The organism is Ensifer sp. SL37, from assembly GCF_026672675.1.
In the GTDB taxonomy this organism is placed as follows: domain Bacteria; phylum Pseudomonadota; class Alphaproteobacteria; order Rhizobiales; family Rhizobiaceae; genus Ensifer; species Ensifer adhaerens.
Window position 1 is genome coordinate 423246 of sequence record NZ_JAPPRN010000006.1, and the last position, 23579, is coordinate 446824.

The 23579-nt window shown below is 63.7% G+C and carries 26 protein-coding genes and 1 pseudogene; 18 read left to right on the forward strand and 9 right to left on the reverse strand.

What is annotated here, in order from left to right:
• Positions 1–42 precede the first annotated feature (42 nt).
• Positions 43–645, reverse strand: coding sequence for a superoxide dismutase (locus OVA00_RS14230; protein WP_060516240.1), 603 nt, complete (start codon positions 643–645; stop codon positions 43–45).
• Positions 646–863: 218 nt separating this feature from the next.
• Here OVA00_RS14230 and OVA00_RS14235 point away from each other — a divergent pair, with 218 nt between their 5' ends.
• The 3 genes from OVA00_RS14235 to OVA00_RS14245 all read left to right on the forward strand — a co-directional run bounded on the left by OVA00_RS14235 (position 864) and on the right by OVA00_RS14245 (position 2602).
• Entirely contained in the window at positions 864–1202 is a 339-nt protein-coding gene (locus OVA00_RS14235) for a hypothetical protein (RefSeq protein WP_268089218.1), read from the forward strand.
• Between the two features lie 112 nt (positions 1203–1314).
• Positions 1315–1902 carry a TetR/AcrR family transcriptional regulator gene (locus tag OVA00_RS14240; protein WP_060516242.1) on the forward strand — a complete coding sequence of 196 codons (588 nt, stop codon included), beginning with the start codon at positions 1315–1317 and terminating at the stop codon, positions 1900–1902.
• Between the two features lie 184 nt (positions 1903–2086).
• Positions 2087–2602 carry a hypothetical protein gene (locus OVA00_RS14245; RefSeq protein ID WP_034789260.1) on the forward strand — a complete coding sequence of 172 codons (516 nt, stop codon included), beginning with the start codon at positions 2087–2089 and terminating at the stop codon, positions 2600–2602.
• 74 nt (positions 2603–2676) lie between these two features.
• Here the strand turns inward: OVA00_RS14245 and OVA00_RS14250 are convergent, their stop codons facing one another.
• Positions 2677–3558, reverse strand: coding sequence for a branched-chain amino acid aminotransferase (locus OVA00_RS14250; RefSeq protein WP_034789259.1), 882 nt, complete (start codon positions 3556–3558; stop codon positions 2677–2679).
• A 152-nt stretch (positions 3559–3710) separates the two neighbouring features.
• On the opposite strand from OVA00_RS14250, the gene OVA00_RS14255 reads away from it, so the two are divergent.
• The 6 genes from OVA00_RS14255 (at position 3711) to tam (ending at position 8379) form a co-directional block, all read left to right on the forward strand.
• Positions 3711–4244: a GNAT family N-acetyltransferase gene (locus tag OVA00_RS14255; RefSeq protein WP_051659155.1), complete on the forward strand. Its 534-nt coding sequence runs from the start codon at positions 3711–3713 to the stop codon at positions 4242–4244.
• Positions 4241–5281 carry a zinc-dependent alcohol dehydrogenase family protein gene (locus OVA00_RS14260; RefSeq protein WP_034789258.1) on the forward strand — a complete coding sequence of 347 codons (1041 nt, stop codon included), beginning with the start codon at positions 4241–4243 and terminating at the stop codon, positions 5279–5281. The genes OVA00_RS14255 and OVA00_RS14260 overlap by 4 nt, the downstream gene beginning before the upstream one ends.
• Positions 5282–5389: 108 nt before the next feature.
• Entirely contained in the window at positions 5390–6073 is a 684-nt protein-coding gene (locus tag OVA00_RS14265) for a YoaK family protein (RefSeq protein ID WP_034789257.1), read from the forward strand.
• 106 nt (positions 6074–6179) lie between these two features.
• Positions 6180–6740, forward strand: a complete 561-nt coding sequence (locus tag OVA00_RS14270) for a phosphatase (protein ID WP_268089219.1) — start codon at positions 6180–6182, stop codon at positions 6738–6740.
• Positions 6741–6930: 190 nt separating this feature from the next.
• Positions 6931–7593 carry a haloacid dehalogenase type II gene (locus OVA00_RS14275; protein WP_034789254.1) on the forward strand — a complete coding sequence of 221 codons (663 nt, stop codon included), beginning with the start codon at positions 6931–6933 and terminating at the stop codon, positions 7591–7593.
• A gap of 12 nt (positions 7594–7605) precedes the next feature.
• Positions 7606–8379, forward strand: a complete 774-nt coding sequence (gene tam / locus OVA00_RS14280) for a trans-aconitate 2-methyltransferase (RefSeq protein WP_268089220.1) — start codon at positions 7606–7608, stop codon at positions 8377–8379.
• Positions 8380–8400: 21 nt separating this feature from the next.
• On the opposite strand, the gene OVA00_RS14285 is transcribed toward tam, so the two are convergent.
• A complete protein-coding gene (locus OVA00_RS14285) occupies positions 8401–9294 on the reverse strand; it encodes a LysR family transcriptional regulator (protein ID WP_268089221.1) in 894 nt (297 codons plus the stop codon).
• 139 nt (positions 9295–9433) lie between these two features.
• Between OVA00_RS14285 and OVA00_RS14290 the strand changes: the two genes are divergently transcribed.
• The 3 genes from OVA00_RS14290 (at position 9434) to OVA00_RS14300 (ending at position 12810) form a co-directional block, all read left to right on the forward strand.
• Entirely contained in the window at positions 9434–10615 is a 1182-nt protein-coding gene (locus tag OVA00_RS14290) for an MFS transporter (protein WP_060584254.1), read from the forward strand.
• A 104-nt stretch (positions 10616–10719) separates the two neighbouring features.
• Positions 10720–11556: an aldo/keto reductase gene (locus OVA00_RS14295; RefSeq protein WP_060584252.1), complete on the forward strand. Its 837-nt coding sequence runs from the start codon at positions 10720–10722 to the stop codon at positions 11554–11556.
• Positions 11557–11649: 93 nt separating this feature from the next.
• On the forward strand, positions 11650–12810 hold the full coding sequence (locus OVA00_RS14300) for an MFS transporter (RefSeq protein WP_268089222.1): 1161 nt from the start codon (positions 11650–11652) through the stop codon (positions 12808–12810).
• Here the strand turns inward: OVA00_RS14300 and OVA00_RS14305 are convergent.
• The gene (locus tag OVA00_RS14305; protein ID WP_060516543.1) at positions 12807–13718 is read right to left on the reverse strand and encodes a LysR family transcriptional regulator; all 912 of its coding nucleotides are present in this window, start codon (positions 13716–13718) and stop codon (positions 12807–12809) included. The genes OVA00_RS14300 and OVA00_RS14305 overlap by 4 nt on opposite strands.
• Positions 13719–13826: 108 nt before the next feature.
• Here OVA00_RS14305 and wrbA point away from each other — a divergent pair, with 108 nt between their 5' ends.
• Positions 13827–14459, forward strand: a complete 633-nt coding sequence (gene wrbA, locus OVA00_RS14310) for an NAD(P)H:quinone oxidoreductase (protein WP_113293446.1) — start codon at positions 13827–13829, stop codon at positions 14457–14459.
• Positions 14459–15661, forward strand: a complete 1203-nt coding sequence (locus tag OVA00_RS14315) for an MFS transporter (protein WP_268089223.1) — start codon at positions 14459–14461, stop codon at positions 15659–15661. The genes wrbA and OVA00_RS14315 overlap by 1 nt, the downstream gene beginning before the upstream one ends.
• A gap of 74 nt (positions 15662–15735) precedes the next feature.
• On the opposite strand, the gene OVA00_RS14320 is transcribed toward OVA00_RS14315, so the two are convergent.
• Positions 15736–16128, reverse strand: coding sequence for a hypothetical protein (locus OVA00_RS14320; protein WP_034789243.1), 393 nt, complete (start codon positions 16126–16128; stop codon positions 15736–15738).
• Between the two features lie 250 nt (positions 16129–16378).
• Here OVA00_RS14320 and OVA00_RS14325 point away from each other — a divergent pair, with 250 nt between their 5' ends.
• Both OVA00_RS14325 and OVA00_RS14330 read left to right on the forward strand, forming a co-directional pair.
• Positions 16379–17953 carry a helicase HerA-like C-terminal domain-containing protein gene (locus OVA00_RS14325; RefSeq protein ID WP_060516251.1) on the forward strand — a complete coding sequence of 525 codons (1575 nt, stop codon included), beginning with the start codon at positions 16379–16381 and terminating at the stop codon, positions 17951–17953.
• 80 nt (positions 17954–18033) lie between these two features.
• Positions 18034–18235: pseudogene (locus OVA00_RS14330) on the forward strand (PhnA domain-containing protein).
• Positions 18236–18293: 58 nt separating this feature from the next.
• Here OVA00_RS14330 and OVA00_RS14335 read toward each other — a convergent pair.
• Entirely contained in the window at positions 18294–18551 is a 258-nt protein-coding gene (locus OVA00_RS14335) for a hypothetical protein (protein ID WP_060516252.1), read from the reverse strand.
• Positions 18552–18689: 138 nt separating this feature from the next.
• Between OVA00_RS14335 and OVA00_RS14340 the strand changes: the two genes are divergently transcribed.
• Positions 18690–18977, forward strand: a complete 288-nt coding sequence (locus OVA00_RS14340) for a DUF1236 domain-containing protein (protein ID WP_060584245.1) — start codon at positions 18690–18692, stop codon at positions 18975–18977.
• An 89-nt stretch (positions 18978–19066) separates the two neighbouring features.
• Here OVA00_RS14340 and OVA00_RS14345 read toward each other — a convergent pair whose 3' ends face one another.
• Positions 19067–19489: an organic hydroperoxide resistance protein gene (locus OVA00_RS14345; protein WP_060603983.1), complete on the reverse strand. Its 423-nt coding sequence runs from the start codon at positions 19487–19489 to the stop codon at positions 19067–19069.
• A 116-nt stretch (positions 19490–19605) separates the two neighbouring features.
• Between OVA00_RS14345 and OVA00_RS14350 the strand changes: the two genes are divergently transcribed.
• Positions 19606–20082 (forward strand): MarR family winged helix-turn-helix transcriptional regulator, encoded by a 477-nt coding sequence (locus OVA00_RS14350; protein WP_060584243.1) that lies wholly within the window; start codon positions 19606–19608, stop codon positions 20080–20082.
• Between the two features lie 74 nt (positions 20083–20156).
• On the opposite strand, the gene OVA00_RS14355 is transcribed toward OVA00_RS14350, so the two are convergent.
• Both OVA00_RS14355 and OVA00_RS14360 read right to left on the reverse strand, forming a co-directional pair.
• Positions 20157–20945, reverse strand: coding sequence for a L,D-transpeptidase family protein (locus OVA00_RS14355; RefSeq protein WP_034789236.1), 789 nt, complete (start codon positions 20943–20945; stop codon positions 20157–20159).
• Positions 20946–21084: 139 nt separating this feature from the next.
• Positions 21085–23418, reverse strand: a complete 2334-nt coding sequence (locus OVA00_RS14360; protein WP_268089224.1) for a putative bifunctional diguanylate cyclase/phosphodiesterase — start codon at positions 23416–23418, stop codon at positions 21085–21087.
• Positions 23419–23579: the final 161 nt, after the last annotated feature.

Below are 23579 nucleotides of genomic sequence, written 5' to 3' on the forward strand. Positions count from 1 at the left end.
GCAAGCGCCGGGTCCAAACGTCATGCATCGAAGACGGGCAGCTTACTTGGAAGCCGCTTCGTACATTTCGAGCACGTAATCCCAGTTGATCAGGCTGTCGACGAAGGCTTCGAGGTACTTCGGACGGGCGTTGCGGTAGTCGATATAGTAGGAGTGTTCCCAGACATCGACGCCGAGGATCGGCGAGGCGCCGTGAACGAGCGGGTTTTCGCCGTTCGGGGTCTTGGAGATTTCGAGCTTGCCGTTCTTGACCGAGAGCCAGGCCCAGCCCGAGCCGAACTGGCCGGTGCCGGCGGCGATGAAATCGGCGCGGAACTTGTCGTAGCCGCCGAGGTCGGACTTGATGGCCGCGTCGAGCTTGGCCGGCAGGCTGGTGCCGCCGCCGCCCTTCTTCATCCACTTCCAGAAGTGGATGTGGTTGTAGTGCTGGCCGGCATTGTTGAACAGCGGCTGGTTGGTGCCGTAGGACTTCTTGACGACTTCCTCCAGCGACAGGTCGGAGAGGCCGGCCTCTTCAGCAAGCTTGTTGCCGTTGGTCACGTAAGCCAGATGGTGCTTGTCGTGGTGGTACTCGAGCGTCTCGCGCGACATGTAGGGCGCCAGCGCATCGTAGTCATAGGGAAGGTTCGGCAATTCGAAAGCCATGTGGGCATCTCCTCTTGGCATGGAATTTCGTCGGGAAATCCGTGAGCGGGAACATAGGCACCGACCCTCATGGAGGCAACCGATGCAATGCCAATTTTTCCTCAACCCACGGAATATACTTTCAACATCATTTTGAAAGCATGACACTTTCAAGCACATTCATGCCACGGTTTGGCTGCAGCTTCGCGACCGTTGCAACCATGCATAAAGGACAGTCCATGCCGCAGCGTCTCATCCCTGCCCTCGCCCTTTCCGCCATCGCCGCTTTTGCTGCGTCCAGTGCAGCAGCCTCTTCCGGCGACGCGTGGGAGACATTCCGGGCAGAGGTTTCGAAGAAGTGCCTCGCCGCCGCCACCTCGCTGCAAAAACCCAGCGTCGTCGTCGACCCCTTCGGCTCGCAGAGCTTCGGGCTGGCGCTGGTGATCGGCACGCCCAAGGGCTCCAAGGTCACCGTCACGCAGATCTGCGTCTTCGACAAGCAGAAGAAGACGGTCGAGCTCGGTGGTGAGCTTGCACCCGACGCGGTCAAGGTGGGCGTGCCGGCAAAGAAGAAATAGCGCGCGCGACCCGGCGCAAGCCGTCCAGTTGCCGTCCACGTCGGCCCCGGTCACTGCATATGTGGACTGCTCCTCACTTGAGCTTCGACCGACCGGTTGATAGATCTTGCTCATGGTGAGCGATACTTCCGAACGAATCCTGGACGCAACCGAACGCCTGATGGTGTCGCGGGGCTACAGCGCGTTCAGCTACGCGGACATCTCGGCCGTGGTCGGCATCGGCAAGGCGACGATCCACCATCACTTCCCGACCAAGGCGGACCTGGCCGCAGCCGTGCTTGCCCGCTACCGCAAGAACAATCGCCGCAGCGTTGAAGGACTGCTAGCAGCTGTCGGCGATCCGGCGGCCCGGCTCGAGGCCTATGTCGGCTTCTGGGAAGAATGTATCGCCAAACGGGACATGCCCTTCTGTATCGGCGCCCTTCTGGCCTCGGAAATACCTTCGCTTCCCGATATTGTCGTCGCGCAAGTGCGCGGTCATTTTGCCGACCTTTCCGGCTGGCTCGGAGCCGTGATCGAGGATGGCGTAGCGAAGGGATCCCTGAGGACCGCTCACGGCCCCAAGGCGGCCGCCGAGGCGCTCATGGCGACGGTCCACGGCGCAATGCTCGCGGCCCGCGTCGCCGGCTCGGATCAAGCCACGTTTTCGGCGATCGCACGGCCCGCCTTGGCACAACTTCAGGCGCCAAGCGATGCCTGACCCCGAAGCTCCGACCCTTCGAAGCGACACCGGTCGAAAAAGACAGTTGTTCCCGTGGGAACGGCGGGCCACATTTGCGAGCGCTAGAAATCAATCCGAACGGACGCGATGGCAGGTGAAATCATCGCGTTTCTTTTTCAAATCTCTCCCGACCAACTAGTCGGTCCAACGAAGGAGGAAGATCATGGCAAATCCGCTTTCCACACTCGGCATCATCCATACCGTCATCAGCCTCGCCCCCGTCGTGGCGGGCCTCTATGGCTTTGCCCGGTATGGTGCGATTGTTCCCGGCACGCGCTCCGGCAAGCTTTACCTCGCCGCGATCATCCTGGCGGTGCTGACGTCCGCGGGGCTTTCGAGCACCGGCGGCTTCAACGCGGGCCATGCGCTCGGGATCGTCACGCTGCTCGTCATCGGTGGAAGCCTTGCAGCACAAAGGCTCGAATTTTTCGGCCGCCTGCGCCCCTACCTGGCAACGCTTGGCCTTTCGTTCAGCTATTTCCTGCTGATCGTGCCGGCGATCGCCGAGACGTTGAAGCGCCTGCCCGCCTCGCAGCCACTTGCCAGCGGCCCGGAATCGCCGATCGTGCAGACGACGCTGCTTGCCTGGCTGGTGATCTTCCTCGCAGGCCTCTCCGTCCAGGCCTACCTGATCCACAGGCGCGCCGTGGTCGGCGCGCGCGCGCCCCGCTCGCGCTGAGTGCCTGAACCGAAGGCCATCTTGCCCCGGCGCAGCGGGTACGACCGTGCGCCGGGGTTTTGCATGCGCGCAGTTCAGACGTCGCGGGCCGCGTGCGCCCAGTCCATGTAAAGATCGCGCGCCTTGGCGGCGACCGGGCCGGCCTGCAGGTCGCGGCTTTCGAGACGCGTCACAGGCAGCACCTTGGAGTAGTTGCCGGACGTGAAGATCTCGTCGGCCGCTTCGAAGTCCGCCATCGTCAGCGTCGCCTCGACCACTTCGAAACCGGCTTCGCGCAGCAGCGTCATGACGCGGAAGCGGGTGATGCCGGCAAGGAAGGTGCGGTTGGCGGCCGGCGTAAAGACGACACCGTCCTTGACCAGGAAGACGTTGGAAGAACCGGTCTCGGCGATGTTGCCGAGCATGTCGCGCACCAGCGCATTGTCGAAGCCGCGCGAACGGGCCTCGGTCAGGATGCGCGCGTTGTTGGGATAGAGGCAGCCGGCCTTGGCGTCGGTCGGCATCGATTCCAGTGTCGGACGGCGGAAGGGCGACAGCGTCAGCGACGAGCCGCCGTGGCCGTTGCCCATCGGCGCCTCGAACAGGCAGAGCGCAAAACGGGTCGATTCCGGGTCGATGGCGACGACACCGGCCGCGCCGTGCTCGGCCCAGTACATCGGCTTCACATAAAGCGCTGTCTTGCCGTCGAACTTCTTGGCGCCTTCCCAGGTCAGCGCCTCGATCTCTTCCGCCGCCATCGTCGGCTTCAGGCCAAGTGCGGCGGCCGAGCGGTTGACGCGCTGGCAGTGCAGGTCGAGGTCGGGAGCGACGCCGTCGAAAACGCGGGCGCCGTCGAACACCGTCGAGCCCAGCCACATCGCATGCGAGGTCGGGCCGATCAGCGGCGGATTGCCCGAGAGCCATTCACCATCGACATAGGTCCAGGTCACTGAGCGGGGGGATGTATCGACGGCCATCTGCGTCTCCTTGAGGTTTTTATTCTAGTCTTTCCGCATACCCCGAAAAAACAGCATCGGGGTGAATGGGTCTATCAAAAAATGTCATGGCGGCCGTTCTGGTACCGCGAAGGCCTCTCGCTTAGTCTCTTCGCCAAAGAAAAGGGAAAGCCGTGCGCATCAAGCATCTCGACGCAGACGACGTGGACATCTTCCGCCGCATCAGGCTGGAAGCGCTCAACCGCGAGCCGCAGGCCTTCGCCTCGACAGCGGCCGACTGGGAGCGCCTTTCGGCTGAGGAATGGCGCGCGCGGCTGATCGCCAACGCCGTATTCGTGGCCTTCGACAGCGATGAGCCGGTCGGCATCATGGGCCTGATGCGCGAGCGTGCGAGCCGGCTGGCGCATCGGGGCACGATCATCATGGTCTATGTGTGCGACGAGGCCCGCGGGTCCGGCGTGGCGCGACAGCTGCTTGCGCAACTGACCGATCATGCGCGCTCGGCCGGCATCCGACTGCTCGAACTCGTGGTGCGTGCCGACAATCCGACGGCGATCCGCTTTTATGAACGTGCGGGTTTCTACAAGATCGGGCACGTTCCCGGCGGCATGCTCGACGGCGACCGGGAGGTCGACGAATTTCTGATGGCACGCCACATCGACGGCCGCGCCCCACCCATTGAGACATTGCAAGGAGCGACCCGATGAAAGCCATGTATTACGACGCCTTCGAGAAGATGCCGGAAATCCGTACCCTTCCCGATCCGACACCGACGGAGAACGGCGTGGTCATCAAGGTCGAGGCAACAGGGCTTTGCCGGTCCGACTGGCACGGCTGGATGGGCCATGACGCCGATATCCGCCTGCCGCATGTGCCCGGCCACGAGCTGGCGGGCGTGGTGACCGCCACCGGCCGCGGCGTCATGCGCTACAAGGTCGGCGATCGGGTGACCGTGCCCTTCGTTTCCGGATGCGGCCGTTGCGGCGAGTGCCGCTCCGGAAACCAGCAGGTCTGCGAGGCGCAGTTCCAGCCGGGCTTTACCCACTGGGGCTCGTTTGCCGAATATGTCGCGCTCGACTTTGCCGACCAGAACCTCGTGCATCTGCCTGAAAGCATGGACTTCACCACGGCTGCGAGCCTCGGCTGCCGCTTCGCAACGTCGTTCCGCGCCATCGCCGACCAGGCCAAGGTCAAGGGCGGCGAGTGGGTGGCGGTGCATGGCTGCGGCGGCGTCGGCCTCTCGGCAATCATGATCGCGGCGGCCCTCGGCGCCCAGCCGATCGCGATCGACATCGCCGAAGACAAGCTCGCCTTCGCCAAAAAACTCGGCGCGGTCGCTGTCATCAATGGCCGTGACGTGCAGGACGTGGCAGCGGCGGTGAAGGATATCACAGGCGGTGGCGCCCATGTCTCGATCGACGCGCTCGGCAATCCCGTGACCTGCTTCAACTCGATCAAGAACTTGCGCCGGCGCGGCCGCCACGTCCAGGTTGGCCTGATGCTCGGCGACCAGGCGACGCCACAGATCCCGATGGCGCAGGTGATCGGCCACGAACTCGAAATCTATGGCAGCCACGGCATGCAGGCCTGGCGCTACGACGCCATGCTGGCGATGATCGCCGACGGCAAGCTGAAGCCGCAGCAACTGATCGGGCGGGAGATTTCTCTTGAAGAGGCGATCCCTGCCCTCGTCGCCATGGACCGCGCCACCGATCTCGGTATCAGCGTCATCACCCGCTTCTGACGGCCACGGCAAGCCGTGAACGCCGCAGCCGGCAGGCAATATGATGACCGCCCATTCCGACTCACCATCCGCATGCGCTAGCCTTGCCTCCAATCGGGGGCAAGGCAGATGACCATTGCGAGACGGCGAAGACTGATCAAGCGGCAGCGCACCGGCACGGCGCTGGCCGTCGCCGCGACGATCTCGTTTCTCGCCGGGATGACCGACGCGATCGGGCTCTTGAGCATCGGTGACTTCGTCTCCTTCATGAGCGGCAACACGACGCGGGCGGCGATCGCGCTCGGCGACGGCGACTTCACCGGCGCCCTGCTGCTCGTCGGCGCGCTTGGAGCGTTCATCATCGGCAACGCGCTCGGCGTGATTGCGGCCGCACGCCTCGGCGTCGTCGGCGTCCTCTCGATGGTCAGTTTGGTGCTAATGCTCTGCGCTGGCTTCGGAACCTCGATGCCAAAGCCCTTCTATTTCTACGGCATCGTGCTTGCCATGGGCCTGGTCAATGCCGCCGTCGAGCACATCGAGGGCCTGCCGATCGGACTCACCTACGTGACCGGTGCCCTTTCCCGTTTCGGGCGCGGCCTCGGCCGCTGGCTGCTCGGCAACACCAACCGCCAATGGCTCATGCAGATCGTGCCCTGGCTTGGCATGTTCTCTGGCGCTGTCGCCGGCGCCGTCCTGCAGCGCCATTTCGGCCCGGCGTCTCTTTGGGCTTCCTTCGCGCTTAGCGCCGGGCTCACGCTGGCCACCATTCTGGTGCCGTCGCGCTGGTCGAAGCGCTACATCCATCCGGGCTGATCCCGCTCCGGCCACAGCTTTTCGCCTCCCCCCAAGATTTTGCCCTTAAGCCCGGACGGGTTTCAGGGCAAAATCCGCGCTGAAGAATCACGAGCGAGGTCCTGCCATGGCGCTTGCGGCAGCCGTTACTGCGGATGAACTTTACCATCCCATCCTCAACGCCAATCCGGCGCATCCGGCCGGCTGGCCGATCCGGGTCATCGTCAGCTCGCAGACCGAGGCGCGGCACAATCGTGCGCTTTGGGCGCCGACGCATCTCATCTCCATGCGCGCGCCCGGCAGCCGGCTTTTGTCGATGATCGAGCTGCCGCCGGAAAATCACCTGGAACTCTTTTTCGGCGACACCATCGATCCGGACGAACCGGATGCGGCGCGTCCGCAGGCGATCGACGCCGCATTCGCTTTCATCGACCGCTTGCCCGAGGACGCGCATCTGCTCGTCCATTGCCTGCGGGGCATTGGCCGAGCGACGGCGCTGACGCTGGGCATTCTGGCACGCTACATGCCGCCGGAAGAGGCAGCCGCGGCCCTGCATGCGCTTCGCCCGGAAGCCAAGCCGAACCGGCATTTGGTCAACCTGTGCGACACGGCGCTCGGGTTCAAGGGCAAGCTCGCCAAGCAGGCGCTACGCTTCCCGGCAAAAGTCTGGAAACCGGCCAAGGGCTAAGGCAGGAAACCTGCCTTTGAGCGGCCAGCCGTTGTGCGACGCACAAATATTTGACATGATCCGCGTAAAGAACGGTGACAGCGGGCTGTCCGATCGGGCGTGATGCTGTAAGCCTTTGTTTTCGGATAGGCTTTGACGTGGCATGTTCGCCATGTCAGCCAGCACCGAAGACAACTGACGGGAGGAAACGATGTCCCACGCGGCCTATGTGTTTGACGCCTACGGCACGCTCTTCGACGTGCATGCGGCCGTCAGGCGCCACGCTGAGGAGATCGGTCCGGACGGACAGGCTTTTTCCGAACTCTGGCGCGCCAAGCAGCTCGAATATTCCTGGGTGCGCTCGCTGATGGGCAGCTACCAGGATTTCTGGAAGCTGACCGAACAGGCGCTCGACTTTGCCTTCGCGCGCTTTCCCTCCGCCGACCCGAAGCTGCGCAAGCGGTTGCTGGACGCCTACTGGACGCTCGACTGCTATCCGGAAGTGCCGGCTGTTCTGAAAGGTCTCAAGGAGCGCGGGGCGCGGATCGCCATCCTCTCCAACGGTTCGCCGGCCATGCTCGCGTCGGCCGTGCGCAACGCCGCACTCGATATCGTCATCGACGACGTCTTTTCGGTCGACGCGGTGAAGGCGTTCAAGACGGCGCCCGCCGTCTACGATCTCGTTACCACCAGCTACCGGCTCTACCCGCACGCAGTCTCGTTCCAGTCGTCGAACCGCTGGGACATTGCCGGGGCGACGAAATTCGGCTTCCGCACCGTGTGGATCAATCGGGCAGATATGCCGGACGAATACCGCGATCATGGGCCTGCCTTGATCCTGCCCTCTCTCGAAAGCCTGCAATTCGGTATCTGAAGGAGTTCTTTGATGGTCTGGTCGCCCGCGCAGTATCTCAAGTTCGAAGACGAACGCACCCGACCAGCCAGAGACCTTCTCGCCCAAGTGCCTGACCTGCCAGAAGGCCTCGCCTTCGACCTCGGCTGCGGCCCGGGGAACTCGACCGAGCTCATCCGCGACCGGTTTCCCTGGACCACGCTTTCCGGCCTCGACAGCGACGAGAACATGCTCCTTGCCGCCGCCAAGCGGCTGCCCGGGGTATCCTTCGAAAAGGCGGATCTTGCGGCCTGGGTTCCTCCCGCCGGCGCCTCGCTGTTTTACGGCAACGCGGTCTTCCAGTGGCTTCCGAACCATCTCACTATCTTCGAAAGGCTGATGAAGGCGCTTGCCTCCGGCGGTACGCTCGCGGTGCAGATGCCGGACAACCTCGGAGAGCCAAGCCACCTCCTGATGGAAGAGACCGCGCGCAGCCCGGCTTTCGCTGAAACCTTTGCCGGCAAGACCATCCGCCGCAACCCGATGCCGCCGCCGGCAACCTATGTCGAATGCCTGGTTCCGTGGGCAGCGCGCATCGAGGTCTGGCATACGATCTACTATCATCGCCTCGCCAATGCCGAAGCGATCGTCGAGTGGGTGAAGGGGACCGGCCTCAGACCTTATCTCGATACCTTGCCCGAGGACCGGCGGAGCGCCTTTCTCGCCGATTACACCGACCGGATACGCGCGGCCTATCCGGCAACGAGCGACGGCAAAGTACTCTTGCGTTTTCCGAGGTTCTTCATCGTGGCGGTCAAGGCGGGCTGAGTTCGTCTGCCCGCCGGGCGCTTACATGCGCTCTGCCAGAAAATCGATAAAGGCGCGGATACGGGCAGCGAGATGCTCGTGGCCGGCATAGACGGCGTAGACCTTCTCGATCTCGCCCGACTGATAGTCCTCGAGCAGCGGCACCAGCGTTCCAGCCTCGAAATCCGGCTCGACATGGAAACGACCGATGCGCCCGATGCCGACGCTGGCAAGGCAAAGCTGGCGGACGATCGAACCGCTCGATACCTGCATATTGCCGGAGACGGTTCGGTGCGCGATCTGAGACTGGCCCGGCCCACGAAACGCCCACTCGTCGACGCTGCGGCGAAAGTTGAAGCGAACGCAGTTGTGGCCGTCGAGATCGTCAGGGGTTTGCGGGATCCCATACTTTTCAAGATAGGCGGGCGAGGCGATCACCACCGGCCGGGTTTCCATCAGCTTGCGCGCCTTCAGGGATGAATCACGCAGCGGTCCGGTGCGGATCGCCACGTCCGTGCGTTCGCCGACGACATCGATCATGCTGTCGGTCAGCGTCAGGTCGAGCTGGACCTCCGGGTATCGCGCCAGGAACTCCGGCGCGAGCGGCATGATGTAGCGCTCGCCGAAGCCGACGGCGGCGTTCACCCGCAAGAGCCCACGCGGCGCCATGCGTCCGCCGGCGGCAACGACATGCTCGGCCTCGGCGATATCTCCGAGGATCCGTTGCGCCCGCTGGAAATAGACTTCGCCTTCCGGGGTCAGCTGCAATGTCCGGGTCGAGCGCACGAGCAGGCGCGTGCCAAGCCGGTCCTCGATGCGGGTCACCAGCTTGCTGACGGCCGACGGCGACAGTTTCAGGCGCCGCGCCGCAGCGGAGAAGCTGCGGGTCTCCGATACGGCGACAAAAACCTCCATCTCACCGGCTCGGTTGTCCATGCGCTTCCCTTTGAACTCAATTCACAAACGTTTGTCTGATTATGCGTATTATCGTGATGAGTGCAAAGGCTCATATTCCACCCGACTTCAACAACAACCACACGCCCGGCGCTCCCAGCCGGGTGGGAAAGGTCTCGTCGTGCCTATTGCCATACTTGCGCTGACGATCGCGGCCTATGCGATCGGAACAACGGAATTCGTGATCGTCGGCCTCCTGCCGACGGTTGCCACCGACCTCAATGTCACCCTGCCGCTCGCCGGCCTGATCGTCAGCGTCTACGCGCTCGGCGTCACCTTCGGCGCGCCTGTTCTCACCGCGCTCACCGGCCGGATCGAGCGCAAACCGCTGCTGATCGGCCTGATGGCGCTGTTCATCGTCGGCAATGCCGCCGCAGCATTGTCGCCGAGCTATGAACCGCTGCTCGTCGCCCGCGTCATTTCTGCCTTTGCCCATGGCGTGTTCTTCTCGGTCGGCTCGACCATTGCCGCCGACCTCGTACCGGAAGACCGCCGCGCCTCGGCCATTGCCATGATGTTCATGGGCCTGACCGTCGCGATCGTCACCGGTGTGCCGCTCGGCACCTGGATCGGCCAGACCTTCGGCTGGCGCGCCACCTTCTGGGCCGTCACCGGTCTCGGCGTCGTCGCTCTTGTCGCGATCGCAGCCCTGTTGCCGAACACGCTGTCCAAGGCGCCGCCGGCAAAGCTCATCGACCAGGTGCGCGTGCTCGGCTCCGGCCGCCTGCTGATCGTCTTTGCCATGACCGCGCTCGGCTACGGCGGCACCTTCGTCGCCTTCACCTTCCTGGCGCCGATCCTGCAGGACATCACCGGCTTTTCGGAAAGCGCCGTCAGCCTGATCCTGGTGCTCTACGGCATCGCGATTGCCATCGGCAACATTGCCGGCGGCAAGATCGCCAACCGCGACCCGGTCAAGGCGCTGATCGGCCTGTTCCTGGCGCAGGCGGCGGTGCTCGTGCTCTTCACCTTCACGGCCCCCTCGCCGATGCTGACGCTGGTCACGCTTGCAGCCCTTGGCTTCCTGTCCTTCGCTAATGTGCCGGGCTTGCAGCTCTATGTCGTGCAGCTTGCCAAGCAACATCGTCCGGGCGCTGTTGATGTCGCCTCGGCGCTCAACATCGCGGCCTTCAACCTCGGCATCGCCGTCGGCGCCTGGCTCGGTGGCGTCATCGTCGCCTCGCCGCTCGGCCTTGGCATGACGCCCGTGATCGGTGCCCTGCTCGTCGCCGCAGCCCTGCTGCTCACGCTCCTGAGCGGCGCCCTTGATCGTCGCACCGGGGCGGCCTACCAAACGGCTTGAACCGCCGTCTGTGAGGACCACCTATAGCCTCATTCCTTTTTCGCCCGGCCAGGTGGCCGGGCGCTTATCAAGCATAACATGCCCAGTACAAGGAGTTACCCACGATGCATTCCGTCAATTCCAACGGCGCCAACATTCCGGCGCTCGGCTTCGGCACTTTCCGCATGCCCGGCGCCGATGTGCTGCGCGTTCTGCCGGAAGCCCTGAAGCTCGGATTCCATCACGTCGATACGGCGCAGATCTACGGCAACGAGGCCGAAGTCGGCGAGGCCATCCATAATTCCGGCGTGTCACGCGCCGATATCTTCCTCACCACCAAGGTCTGGGTCGACAAATATGCCCATCGCGACTTCCTCGCCTCGGTCGACGAAAGCCTGAAGAAGCTGCGGACCGACCATGTCGACCTGCTTCTCCTGCACTGGCCGGGCGGCAGCGACGTGCCGATGGCCGAGCGCATCGGCGCTCTCAACGAAGTGCACAAGGCCGGCAAGGTTCGCCACATCGGCGTCAGCAACTTCAACACGGCGCAGATCGAAGAGGCCGTGAAGCTCAGCGACGCGCCGATCGCCACCAACCAGGTCGAGTACCACCCCTATCTCGATCAGACCAAGGTGCTTCAGACCGCCCGCAAGCACGGCATGTCGATCACCGCCTACTATGCGATGGCGAACGGCAAGGTGCCGAGCGATCCACTCTTGAAGGAGATCGGTGCCCGCCACGGCAAGACGGCCGCGCAAGTAGCGCTGCGCTGGCTCGTGCAGCAGAAGGACGTGATCACCCTTTCAAAGACCGCGACGATCGATCGCCTGAAGGAAAATTTCGCGATCTTCGACTTTGCGCTCGGCGACGGCGAAATGGCCGAAATCCACGCCCTTGCGCGTGCCGACGGCCGCATCGTCAACCCGGAAGGCCTTGCCCCCGTCTGGGACAAGGCTGCTTAACGAACGCAATCATTTCGCCGCCGGCCAATTCCCTGCCGGCGGCGGATACGATATGGACATCGCCTCAAGGACACGGATCGTAGGGAGGGGGCGATGTCGTTGCACGAGGCACAGGCGAGCGATTTTGCTCCCGACTGGCCGGCGATTATCGCCGTCGTTCTCGGTGTCACCGCCTTCTCGGTGGCGCAGGGGCTCACCTATCCGCTGATCTCGCTTTCGCTTGAGAGCCGCGGCGTTTCGGCGGGCATGATCGGCCTCAATGCCATGGGCTTTGCCGCCGGTCTCGGTGTTGCGACGCTTATTCTAGGGCGGCTGACGCGGCTCGCCTCGGCCGACAAGCTGATCATCGCCAGCCTCATCGGCTGTTCCATCTGTCTCGCGACACTTGCCTCGTCGTCGGAACTCGTCATCTGGTTTATCGCCCGCTTTGCCCTGGGTTTCTTCGTCAGCATGGTCTTCATGCTTGGTGAAGCGTGGCTGAACACCGCCTGCCCGGACCGGCTGCGCGGCCGCGTCTCCGGCCTCTATGGGGCCGGCATGTGCGGCGGCTTTGCGGCCGGTCCGCTGGCGATCCCGTTGCTCGGCACCAGCGGCGGTCTCGGCTTTGCCCTCTTGGCGATCTATATCGCACTCGTCGCCTTCCTCACTGGGCTGCTGACCATGGGCGCCCGCACCCGGCCCGAGCCGTCCTCGACGCGGGACCTCTTCGCCTTTTTCGGGAAGGCGCCGATGCTGATCCTCATGGTGCTGATGTTCGGATTTGCCGATATCGCCGCGATCTCGGCGATGCCGGTCTATTTCGTCAAGACCGGTCACAGCCAGGCCTTTGCCGCGCTGAGCGTAACGGCGCTGGCGATACCGACAGCTGTGGCACAGCCTTTCATCGGCGTGCTTCTCGACCGCCTGCCGCGCCGCCGGGTGGCGATCTCGGCGGCCGCGGTCGCTGCCAGCGGCTATCTGCTCGTGCCGTTGCTGTCGTCCGATATCGCTCTGCTTCTGACCTTCGCCTTCATCGGCGCGGCGAGCTTCGCGCTCTATACGGCGGCGCTCACCATGCTCGGGGAAGAGTATCGCGGCAGCATGCTGGTTGCCGGCAGTGCCGCCTTTTCGCTCGCCTATGCCGCCGGCAGCGCGGCTGGATCCGGCGCGACCGGCGCGCTGATGAACTTCATCAACCCGATCGCTGGCCCGATCGGCGTGGGCGTCGTGCTGGTGGTCTTCACGCTCGCCTTCGCGCTCAACGGCCGACGCTAGCCCTCCGCGCAGATCCGGGCGAGAGCCTCGTTGAAGACGCGGGCGGCCGGCCCGAGCGGCTCGTCGATCCGGTGAACGAGATAGGCTTCGGCCCCCACCTGGCTGTTGCGACCAAGGGCGGCCGTCGGCATGCGCACGAGCCGGCCTTCCGCAAGGTCGCGCTCCACCTGCCAGAACGGCAATCGACCCCAGCCGAGGCCCGAGCGGATCATCGCATGTTTTGTGTCCTGGCTGCTGACACGGCAGGTTTGCGGCGAGAGCACGCCGTAGTCGCGCCCGACCGTGCGCTGCGACTGATCCGACAGGACGATCTGCAGATGGTCCGCAAGCTCGGCATTGTCGAGCACGTCTCCCCCTGCGCGCAGCCCCAAGGGATGATTTGCGGCAACGACCGCGACGAGTTCGACCGTCGCAAGCGCCCGACGGGCGATCGCCGGGTCGCGGAAATCTTCGCCGACAGTGATGCCGAGCGTGAAGCGGCGATCGACCAGGCCGTCGAGCGGCCCACCGAGCGGCAGGACCGCAAGCCGGATCGACACATCCGGATAGGCGCCGCGCATCTCCTTCAGCGCCAGGCCGACGGTCTCGATCGGAAACAGCGTATCGACGACCAGAGAAAGCTCAAGCTCGATGCCTTCGCCGAGCCCGCGTGCCCGGGCGCGCATCGCGTCCACCCGCAACAGGATGTCGCGCGCATTGGCGAGCAGCGCATGCCCTTCCGCCGTCAGGACCGGCCGGTGGCCGGAACGGTCGAAAAGGGCGACCCCCAGTTCGGCCTCCATGTTGGCGATGGCGTGGCTGACGGCCGATTGCACCCGTGAGAGCCTGGCGGCGCCGGCGCGGAAGCTTCCGCTTTCGGCGACGGTCACGAAGGTCCGCATCTGATCGAGAGTAAGGGCATCGAGCATGATCGATTCCATAGATCATCTTGATGAAAATTATATCACTCCAAGAGATCGAGAAAAGCACCCATCTTTTCTGTGAACGGCAATGCCACCCACAAAAAGGAAACCGAAATGACCAAGGTGCTCGTGCTCTACTATTCCTCCTACGGCCACATCGAGACCATGGCGAAGGCCGTCGCCGAGGGTGCGCGCACCGCCGGCGCCACCGTCGCGCTCAAGCGCGTGCCGGAAATCGTCCCGGAAGCCGTGGCCGTCAAGGCCGGCTACAAGCGCAACCACGATGCGCCGGTGGCAACAGTCGCCGAACTGCCCGACTATGACGCGATCATCATCGGCACGCCGACACGCTTCGGCAACATGGCTGCCCAGATGAAGAACTTTCTCGACCAGGCGGGTGGGATCTGGGCGCGCGATGCCCTGGTCGGGCGTATCGGCAGCGTTTTTACCTCGACCGGAAGCCAGCATGGCGGCCAGGAATCGACGATACTCGCCACGCATACCGTACTGCTGCATCTCGGAATGGTGATCACCGGCCTTCCCTACAGCTTCAAAGGCCAGATGCGCATGGACGAAATCACCGGCGGATCACCCTATGGCGCCTCGACGCTGGCCGATGACGGCAGCGGCGGCGACCGGCAGCCGAGCGCCAACGAACTGGAAGGCGCACGCTTCCAGGGGCGCCACGTGGCGGAACTGGCGGCAGCGCTGGTTGCCGGACGCACCCGCGTTGGGGAGATCGCCTGATGGCCACGGCCGCAGCCTTTGTTCGCGAAAGAACCGATTGGTCGGGCGTGATGACCGTTGTTGCGGCCGGCGTGGTCGCGGCGATGCAGGTGGGCAAGGGGCTGATTGCAGGCCCGCTGCTTCAATCCGATCTTGGGCTCAACCTTTCTGCCCTCGGCTGGATCACCTCCGTCTTCGCAGTCGTTGGCGTCGTCGGGGGCATGGCAGCCGGCGCGTTCGTCACAGCTATCGGCGACCGGCGCCTGCTTGGCATCGGCATGGCGCTGCTGGCGTTCGGTTCCTTTGCCGGCGCGGCGAGCCCAGCATTCACGCTGCTTCTGCTGTCGCGCATCATCGAGGGCTTCGGCTTTCTGCTTGTCGTCGTCGCCGGCCCCGCCATCCTCATGCGTCTGGTGACGCAGGAGCGCCGCGACCTCGTCTTTGCCCTCTGGAGCTGTTTCATGCCCGCGGGCATGGCGATCGCCATGCTGACGGGGCCCGCCTTTACCGGTTGGCAGGCGATCTGGTGGAGCAACGGGCTGCTCACGCTTGCGAGCCTCGCCTCCATTTTCCTGGCCGTGTCGCCATCCCGGCAAACGCCCCGTGTCGCCACCCGCTTCCGGGATGATGCCGCGGAAACGCTGACGAGCCGCGGGCCCGTGCTGCTCTTCGCGCTGTTTTCGCTCTACAGCCTGATGAGCTTCACGCTTTCCAGCTTTCTGCCGATCCTGCTGATCGAGCGCCTGCAGGTCTCGCTTGGAACCGTTGGCCTGTTGAGCGCCGTCATCACGCTGGTGAACGTCTTCGGCAATCTGGCCGCCGGCCATCTTCTGTCCCGCGGCTTCGCCCGCGGCAGGCTGGTCGCAAGCGCCGCGTTGCTGACCGGCGTGTCAGGCCTTTGGATCTTCCTGAGCCCTTCAGGCGGACATCTGATCCTGGCGCTCTGCCTCCTGTTTTCCGCGATCGGCGGGCTCATTCCGGCGACGCTGATCTCATCGGTGCCGCTCCTGTCGCCACGTCCGGCGCTTGCGCCGATGGCGATGGGCCTGCTGATGCAGGGCAGCAATCTCGGGCAACTCGTCGGCCCCGTCGCGGTCGGAACCGCGATCGAGTTCTACGGATGGACATCGGGTGCGGCTTTTATCGGCGCCAGTGCCGTTCTTTGCATCGCGCTGACGCCCACACTCGAACGGACGCTACGGGAAAGCAGGCCGGAACGCTGACGGCCGCCGCAGGCAACAAAAAACCCACCGGCAGACGCCGGTGGGCTTCGTTTTTTAGATTCGAGTCGCCGGTATCAGACGAACTGGCTGAGACCCGGAACCGAAGCGACAACTTCGTCGACCACGTCTGCGCCGGCCTTCTCCTTGGCGAACGCGATGGTTTCCTTTGCAAGTCCGGTGATTTCACCCATGCCGAGGCCCTGGCTCATCAGCTGCTGGCCGAGCGCCATGACGCCGCCACCACCGATCGCCGACATCAGACCGCCGAGCAGGCCGCCGCCGCCGGTGCCTTCGCCGTTGTACTGAGCGATCAGTTCGGACGCGCCCGGGATCGCTTCAATCATCTGGGCAACCGGACCGTCGGCGGCTTCGCGCTGCAGGAAGCCGAGGATCATGCCGACAGCCTTTTCGGCGGTTGCCGGCTCGATGCCGACATTTTCAGCAACGCGCGTGACCAGTTCATTCATGGAGAAACTCCCTCATTTTGGATTTTTGACGTTGACGTCAAGGTAAATGATCGCCCACCAAATAACAAGCCGTGAGCCGTGACTATCGACCTATCGATATCGCCGCATTCCGGTCGCGGATAGGCACAGCCTTGTTGCCGGGCGCAACCGCACCACCTATAACAGAAATCCAGGCACATTTCGATGACGGCGCGCCCCTGCGACACTGCGAACCGCCCGCTTTCATTGATGAAACGGAGATGAAGCCCACATGTTGGAAGAAGGCAAGCTCTTTATCGGCACCAGCCGCAAGCCTGATGATTCGATCAACAAGGGCGAGTATCTGGAGCTCAAGTTCGGCAATCGACACGGCCTGGTCACCGGCGCCACCGGCACCGGCAAGACGATCACCCTGCAGGTGCTTGCCGAAGGCTTTTCCAACGCTGGCGTCCCGGTCTTCTGCGCCGACGTCAAGGGCGACCTCTCCGGCATCGGCGCGATCGGCGAGGCCAAGGATTTCATCCTGAAGCGTGCCGAACAGATCGGCCTGCCGACCAATCCTTACGAGTTTCAGGAATTCCCGGTCATCTTCTGGGATATCTACGGCGAGAAGGGCCATCGCGTTCGCACCACCATGTCGGAGATGGGCCCGCTGCTCCTGTCGCGGCTTATGAACGCGACCGACGCGCAGGAAGGCGTGCTCAACATCGCCTTCAAGATCGCCGATGAGGGCGGACTGCCGCTGCTCGACCTCAAGGATCTGCAGGCGCTGCTCAACTACATGGGCGACAATGCCAGCACGCTCTCCAATCAGTTCGGTTTCATTTCCAAGTCCTCGGTCGGCTCGCTTCAGCGCGAGCTGCTGATCCTCGAACAGCAGGGCGCCGAACATTTCTTCGGCGAGCCGGCGCTGAAGATTTCCGACATCATGCGCACCACCAATGACGGCCGCGGCGCGATCTCGGTGCTGGCGGCCGACAAGCTGATGATGAACCCGCGGCTCTACGCCACCTTCCTGCTCTGGCTACTGTCGGAACTGTTCGAGGAGCTGCCGGAAGTGGGCGACCCGGACAAGCCGAAGCTGGTCTTCTTCTTCGACGAGGCGCATCTGCTCTTCAACGACGCGCCGAAGGCACTGATCGAGCGCGTTGAACAGGTCGTGCGCCTCATCCGCTCCAAGGGCGTCGGCGTCTATTTCGTCACCCAGAACCCGCTCGACGTGCCCGACACGGTTCTCGGTCAGCTCGGAAACCGCGTTCAGCACGCGCTGCGCGCCTATACGCCGCGCGACCAGAAGGCGGTGAAGACCGCCGCCGACACCTTCCGCCCGAACCCGGATTTCGACTGCGCCACGGTGATCACCAATCTCGGCACCGGCGAGGCTCTGGTCTCCACGCTCGAAGGCAAGGGCGCGCCCTCGATGGTCGAGCGTACGCTGGTGCGACCGCCACAGTCCCGCGTCGGTCCCCTGACGGAGGCCGAACGGAAGAAGGTCATGGACGTCAGCCCGGTCCGTGAGCTTTACGATGAGGATTTCGACCGTGAATCGGCCTACGAAATTCTGGCAGCGCGCGCCAAAAAGGCAGCCGACGCACAGGCCGAGGCACAGTCTCAGGCCGAGCAGCAGACGAGCGAGGCGAGCACCGGCGGCAGCCGCTGGACGCTGCCGGGCTTTGGCGACGACGATCAGGCGGCACCGGCCGGCAAGCAGGCGCGCCCGCGCAGCTCCGGCTACCAGCGCGAGACGGTCGTCGAAGCGGCGATGAAATCGGTCGCCCGCACAGTCGCGACCCAGGTCGGCCGCGCCCTGGTGCGCGGCATCCTCGGCAGCCTTAGCCGACGCTAACCAAGACCGGCCGACGCGGCCCATCCATTCCCACGCGCCCTGACCAAATCAGGGCGCGTCGTCATTTCTGGAACATCCGCATGGATGTGAAGGATTCAATCGGCGCCATCCTCAAGGACGGCGACAACGTCACCCTGATCAGAGACCTGAAAGGCAAGGGAACCGCGACGACGCTGAAGCGCGGGACGATGGTCAAGCGCATCCTCCCCCGATGAAGTCGAGTGCCGCGTCGAAAAGACCAAGGGTCGGGTGATGCGCACCGAATTTCTGAAGAAGGCTTAAGGCCCGCGCGGGATGCCGGAACGGCACGGCGAAATGACTCGACGGCCCGCCGTGCCGATCAATGCCGTGTCTTGTCAATGCCGTGTGTTGGGGAGGGTGAAGCGCTCAAGCGGCGCCCGCTCACCGCAACGGCGGCCCGCTGGGTGGCGGCGTATTCGTCCGTCAACTCCAGCAGAGCCAAGGCGATCTCGTCCCAATGCCACCCTACCCGCTCGGCGAGATCCGTCAGCAGTTGGAACTCCTCGCGCAATGCGGTCGCGCATTCGAGCTCTCGCTGCGCAAGCGCGCAGGTTCTGGTTTTCGGCCTGGCGATCATCCTATTTTACCTCCTGCTCATCAACTCCTCAGCCCGAGCATAGGTTCCAGCAGCTCCCAGTCGAAGCATAGGTTCCCGCGCCGCGGCAGGGGAACCAATCGGTCGCCGGACCGTTGGCTAGGGACAGGAGGTACTGTCATGAAGAAAATCATCCTAGCCGGTTTTGTGGCAAGCCTTGCCTTTTCCGGCGTCGCCCTGGCTCAGACCACGACGGTCATCGTTCCCGGCGAGGTCAAAACCTACGTCCTTCAGCAAACCAGCCCATCCGTGACCTATGACGGCACTGTCGTCGTGGGCGAACCCCTGCCCGACACGGTCGAGGTCTACCCGATCCCGCAGCAACCGACCTACGGCTATGTCGTCGTCAACCAGCAAAGGGTGCTGGTTGATCCGCAGAGCAGGCGGGTCATCGAGGTTTTGCAGTAGACCGGCACAGCATGCCTGAAAAAAGAAGCCCGACGGAGACCGCCGGGCTTCTTTCAACAGGGGATCTGAGAGAACTCAATCTGAGAAACTCACGCGACGGTCAGCTTGACGTCGATGTTGCCCTTGGTTGCATGGCTGTAGGGGCAAACGATATGCGCCTTCTGGACGAGATCTTCGAGCACGGCCTTGTCGACGCCCGGCGAAGTGATTTCGAGCGCAGCATCGATGCCGAAGCCGGTGCCATCCTCGCGCGGACCAATGCCGACGGTTCCCGTCACCGTGGTGTCTTCCGGAAGCTTTACCTTCTCCTTGCCGGCCACGAATTTCAGCGCGCCGAGGAAGCAGGCCGAGTAGCCGGCTGCAAAGAGCTGCTCGGGATTGGTGCCGCGGGCGCCGTCGCCGCCAAGTTCCTTCGGAACGGTGAGCGTGACGTCGAGCACGCCGTCGGCGCTTTTGGCCTGGCCGGCGCGGCCACCGGTTGCGGATGCAGTGGTGCGGTAAAGAATGGGCATTGGCGGGGTCTCCTTTGCGTTTCCTGAGTGAATGCGATTTAGATAGCGCAAAATTCAATTGTACGCAAATTAATTTTGCAAATTGCATTTCGAGCGTCTTTTTGCGACAATGGCGCATGACGAACAAGGCGGCACATAGCGACACCATTCCCGAGGAAGCACTCGCGCTCGGCAAGCAGCTGTGTTTTGCGGTCTACTCTGCGGCGCATGCATTCAACCGCGCCTACAAGCCGCTGCTCGATCGTTTCGGCCTCACCTATCCCCAATATCTCGTGCTCCTGGCGCTCTGGCAACAGGACGAGATGACGGTCAAGCGGATCGGCGAGGAGATCGGTCTGGATTCAGGCACGTTGTCGCCGCTTCTCAAGCGCCTGGAGGCAGCCGGTTATGTCGGTCGCCAGCGCGACCCGAGCGACGAACGTCAGGTGATCGTGCGGCTGACGGACAAGGGCCAGGACCTGAAAAACGAGGCCTTCGGCATCCTGATCGGCATCAGCAAGGCCTCGGGATGCAGCCTGAAGCAAGCAGAAGACATTCGCGAGACGCTGCATCAGCTGACGCGGCAGCTCAATGCCGGCCCCGGCGAGGATTGACCGACCTGCCTTCCGCTCCACGCGGTGGGTGCTGTGCGGAAACGTGAGGGGCGGATATCCGTCCCTGACCGTCATCAGATAACGAGGATCGGCGCCTTGCCGCGGACGCGATCGTAGAGATCCATGACATCCTGGTTGAGCATGCGCACGCAGCCCGACGAGACCGCCTTGCCGATCGACTTCCATTCCGGCGTGCCGTGAACTCGGTAAAGCGTGTCCTGGCCGTTCTGGAAGATGTAGAGCGCGCGCGAACCAAGCGGATTGTTGAGGCCTGGGGCCATACCGCCGTTCTGGGCCGAATAGGGCTTTAGCTGTGGCTGGCGGGCGACCATGCTGTCCGGCGGGGTCCAGCGCGGCCACTTCTGTTTCCACTGGATGACGCCGCGACCCGACCAGGCAAAACCCTCGCGACCGAGGCCGACGCCGTAACGCAGCGCCCGGCCACCCGGCTGGATCAGATAGAGGTAGCGGTCGCCGGTATCGACGACGATCGTGCCCGGCTGCTCGCCGAAGGGATCGCTGACCTCCTGGCGGTAGAAGCGCGCGTCGATCTGGCGATAGGGAATTTCCGGCACCTGATAGCCACTGTCGCTCACAGAGGCATAGATGTCCGAGACATAGAGGCCCTGCGGCGGAAGACCGGTTGGAACTGGCCCTGGGCCATCCTGCCTTTCATAGATGCCTTCGGCGCGCGGATCGGTAAACCGTCCCTCGACCGCTGGATTGCGGAACACCGGCGCCGTCTCATAGCGAAAGACATCCGTGTTCATCGACGAAGTGCAGCTCGCAAGACCGGCGGAGGCGAGCGCCACGCCGGACGAGCGAAGAAACTGGCGACGGGAGAAAAGGACTGAAGAGGACATCGAACTCTGGGGGCTTGAGTGCGGCATGAGGAGTGCTGCATGAATTTGCTTAACGAAATGCTACGCACAGCCCCCACGGATTGGGGCGATGCTTGCATTTACGGCTGGAACGAAGCTTGCGTCGCGAGGGTGGCAGGGCTCAAACGCTGTAGATACTGAACCGCGGCTGCAGCATCAGCGCCTCGAAATCCGGAGCCGAGAGCGGCCGGCTGAAGAAGTAGCCCTGAATTTCGTCGCAACCGCTCTGGCGCAGGAATTCCACCTGGGCCTGGTTTTCCACACCCTCGGCAATGACACGAAGGCCGAGGTTCCGCGCAAGCGAAATGATCGCGGCGGTGATCGCGTTGTCGTCGAGATCCGTCGGAATGTCGGCGACGAAGGACCGGTCGATCTTCAGTCGGCGCACCGGGAAGCGCTTGAGCGCGCTCAAGCTCGAATAGCCGGTGCCGAAATCATCGATCGCCAGGTGCACCCCGATCGCCTGCAGCTCGTGCATGGTGGCGATCGCGCCAGGGACATCCTGCATGATCAGGCTCTCGGTCAGTTCCAGTTCGAGGCAGAACGGGTCAAGCCCGGTCTCTGTGAGAATTGCCGCGACATGGGCGGCCCAGTTGCGCTCACGGAACTGGCGCGCCGAAACGTTGACACTGATGATCAGCGGCGGCAGGCCGGCATCCTGCCAGGCCCTGGCCTGGCGGCAGGCCGCGCGCAGCACCCAGTCGCCGATCGGCACGATCAGCCCGGTTTCCTCGGCGAGCGGAATGAACGCCGCCGGCGAGACCGTGCCGCGTTCGGGATGGCGCCAGCGCAGCAAGGCTTCGGCCGCGAAAACGCGGCCAGTCGCCAGATTCATCTGCGGCTGGAACTGCAGGAAGAACTCTTGCCGCGCGAGCGCCTGGCGCAGCTCCTCCTGCTGCTTGAGCTTCTCATGCGCCTTGGCGGCCATCTCTTCGGTGAAGACCTGCAGGTTGTTGCGGCCGAGCTCCTTGGCCCGGTACATCGCCATGTCGGCATTGGCGAGCAGTTCGCCGACCGTCTTGCCCTGATTGGGAAAACAGGCGACCCCCATGCTGCAGGTGACCTGCAGGCTGCGGCCCTCGATCTGCATCGGCGCGGCGATCGCTCGCCGGATATCCTCGAGCCGAGCCAGCACGATATCGCGCTCGCAGGGAAGCCCGTTCAAAAGCAGGATGAATTCATCGCCGCCGACCCGCACGACCATGTCGGACTTACGCACCGAAGCGCGCATGCGCGAGGCCGTGACCTTCAAGAGTTCGTCGCCGGCGGCGTGGCCGAGCGTATCGTTGACCAGCTTGAAATTGTCGAGATCGAGGAAGGCGAGCACCGCCCACTGGCCGCTGCCGCGCAGGGCTTCCAGCGCCTCGGCGACCTGTTCCTCGAACTGTGCGCGGTTGGGCAGACCGGTCAGCGCGTCGTGGTGCGCCATGAAGCTGATGCGATCGTCCGCCTGCTTGCGCTCGATCGCGATGCCGGCGAGATGCGCCGCCATGGCGATCAGTTCCTTTTGTCCGTCGTCGGGCACGCCGACGACATCGGAATAGAGCGCGAAGGTGCCGAGCACCTTGCGCTCACGCGAATGGATCGGGGTCGACCAACAGGAGCGGAAGCCGTAGGGAAGCACCAGCTCGCGATAATCGTCCCAGAGCGGATCGACCTGAATATCCGAGACGATCACCTGCTCGCCGCGCCAGGCGGCCGTGCCGCAGGAGCCCATGCGCGGGCCGATCTCGACGCCGTGGATGGTCGCGCAATAGGCCTCGTCGAGGCTTGGCGCTGCGCCGTGGAAGAGATAGCGGCCATCGGGCGACAGCAGCAGCACCGAGCCCTTGATGCCCGGCATCAAGGCTTCGATCAACAGGATCATGTCGCGGAAGAAGGCGTCGAGCGGCCGGCCGTTGGCGATCATCTCAAGCAGGCGCGCCTGCCCTTCGAGCAGCCGCTCGGCCGCCTTGCGGTCGGAGATGTCACGCGAAACGCCGACGATGCCGACGATCTTGCCGCTCTTGTTGCGCAGCGGCACCTTGGAGGTCATCAGCCAGCGATCGCGGCCCTTGCTGACGATGGCCCGTTCCTCGATGCCGAAGATCGGCTCGCCGGTTTCGATGACGCGACGCTCAATGTCGGCAATCGCCTTGGCCATCTGCGGCGGATGGAGATCGAAATCGGTCTTGCCGACGATATCCTTCATGGCTTCGAGCCCGTTGTCGGCAACCGTCACCTGATTGGCGATCAGGAACCGCCCCTCCACATCCTTGGCGTAGATGTAGTCCGGCACGTGGTTGATGATCGTCTCCAACCAGTAGTGGCGATCGGCGATATCGGGTTCGCTCGGAAAGATGCGCGCGACCTCCTCGGCCAGCCGATTGCTGGCGTCGATCAGGCGGCGCGTTTCCGCGTTGCCGCCGGCATTGAGAGCGGCATATCGCGGATTGCGGGACGTGTTCTTCGCCAAGCAAGGCCTCCCGACGCTCTTCGCCGCGTCGCTGGTCGATCTTTCCCCACTTCACGTTAGACGAGCAAGAGTTAGCTCTTCCTAAATAACTGTAGAAAAATCGTGTAGAGGTTGCAACGGTCAAGTTGCAAGAGGCGATAGAAGGGGTGGACGACGCCACC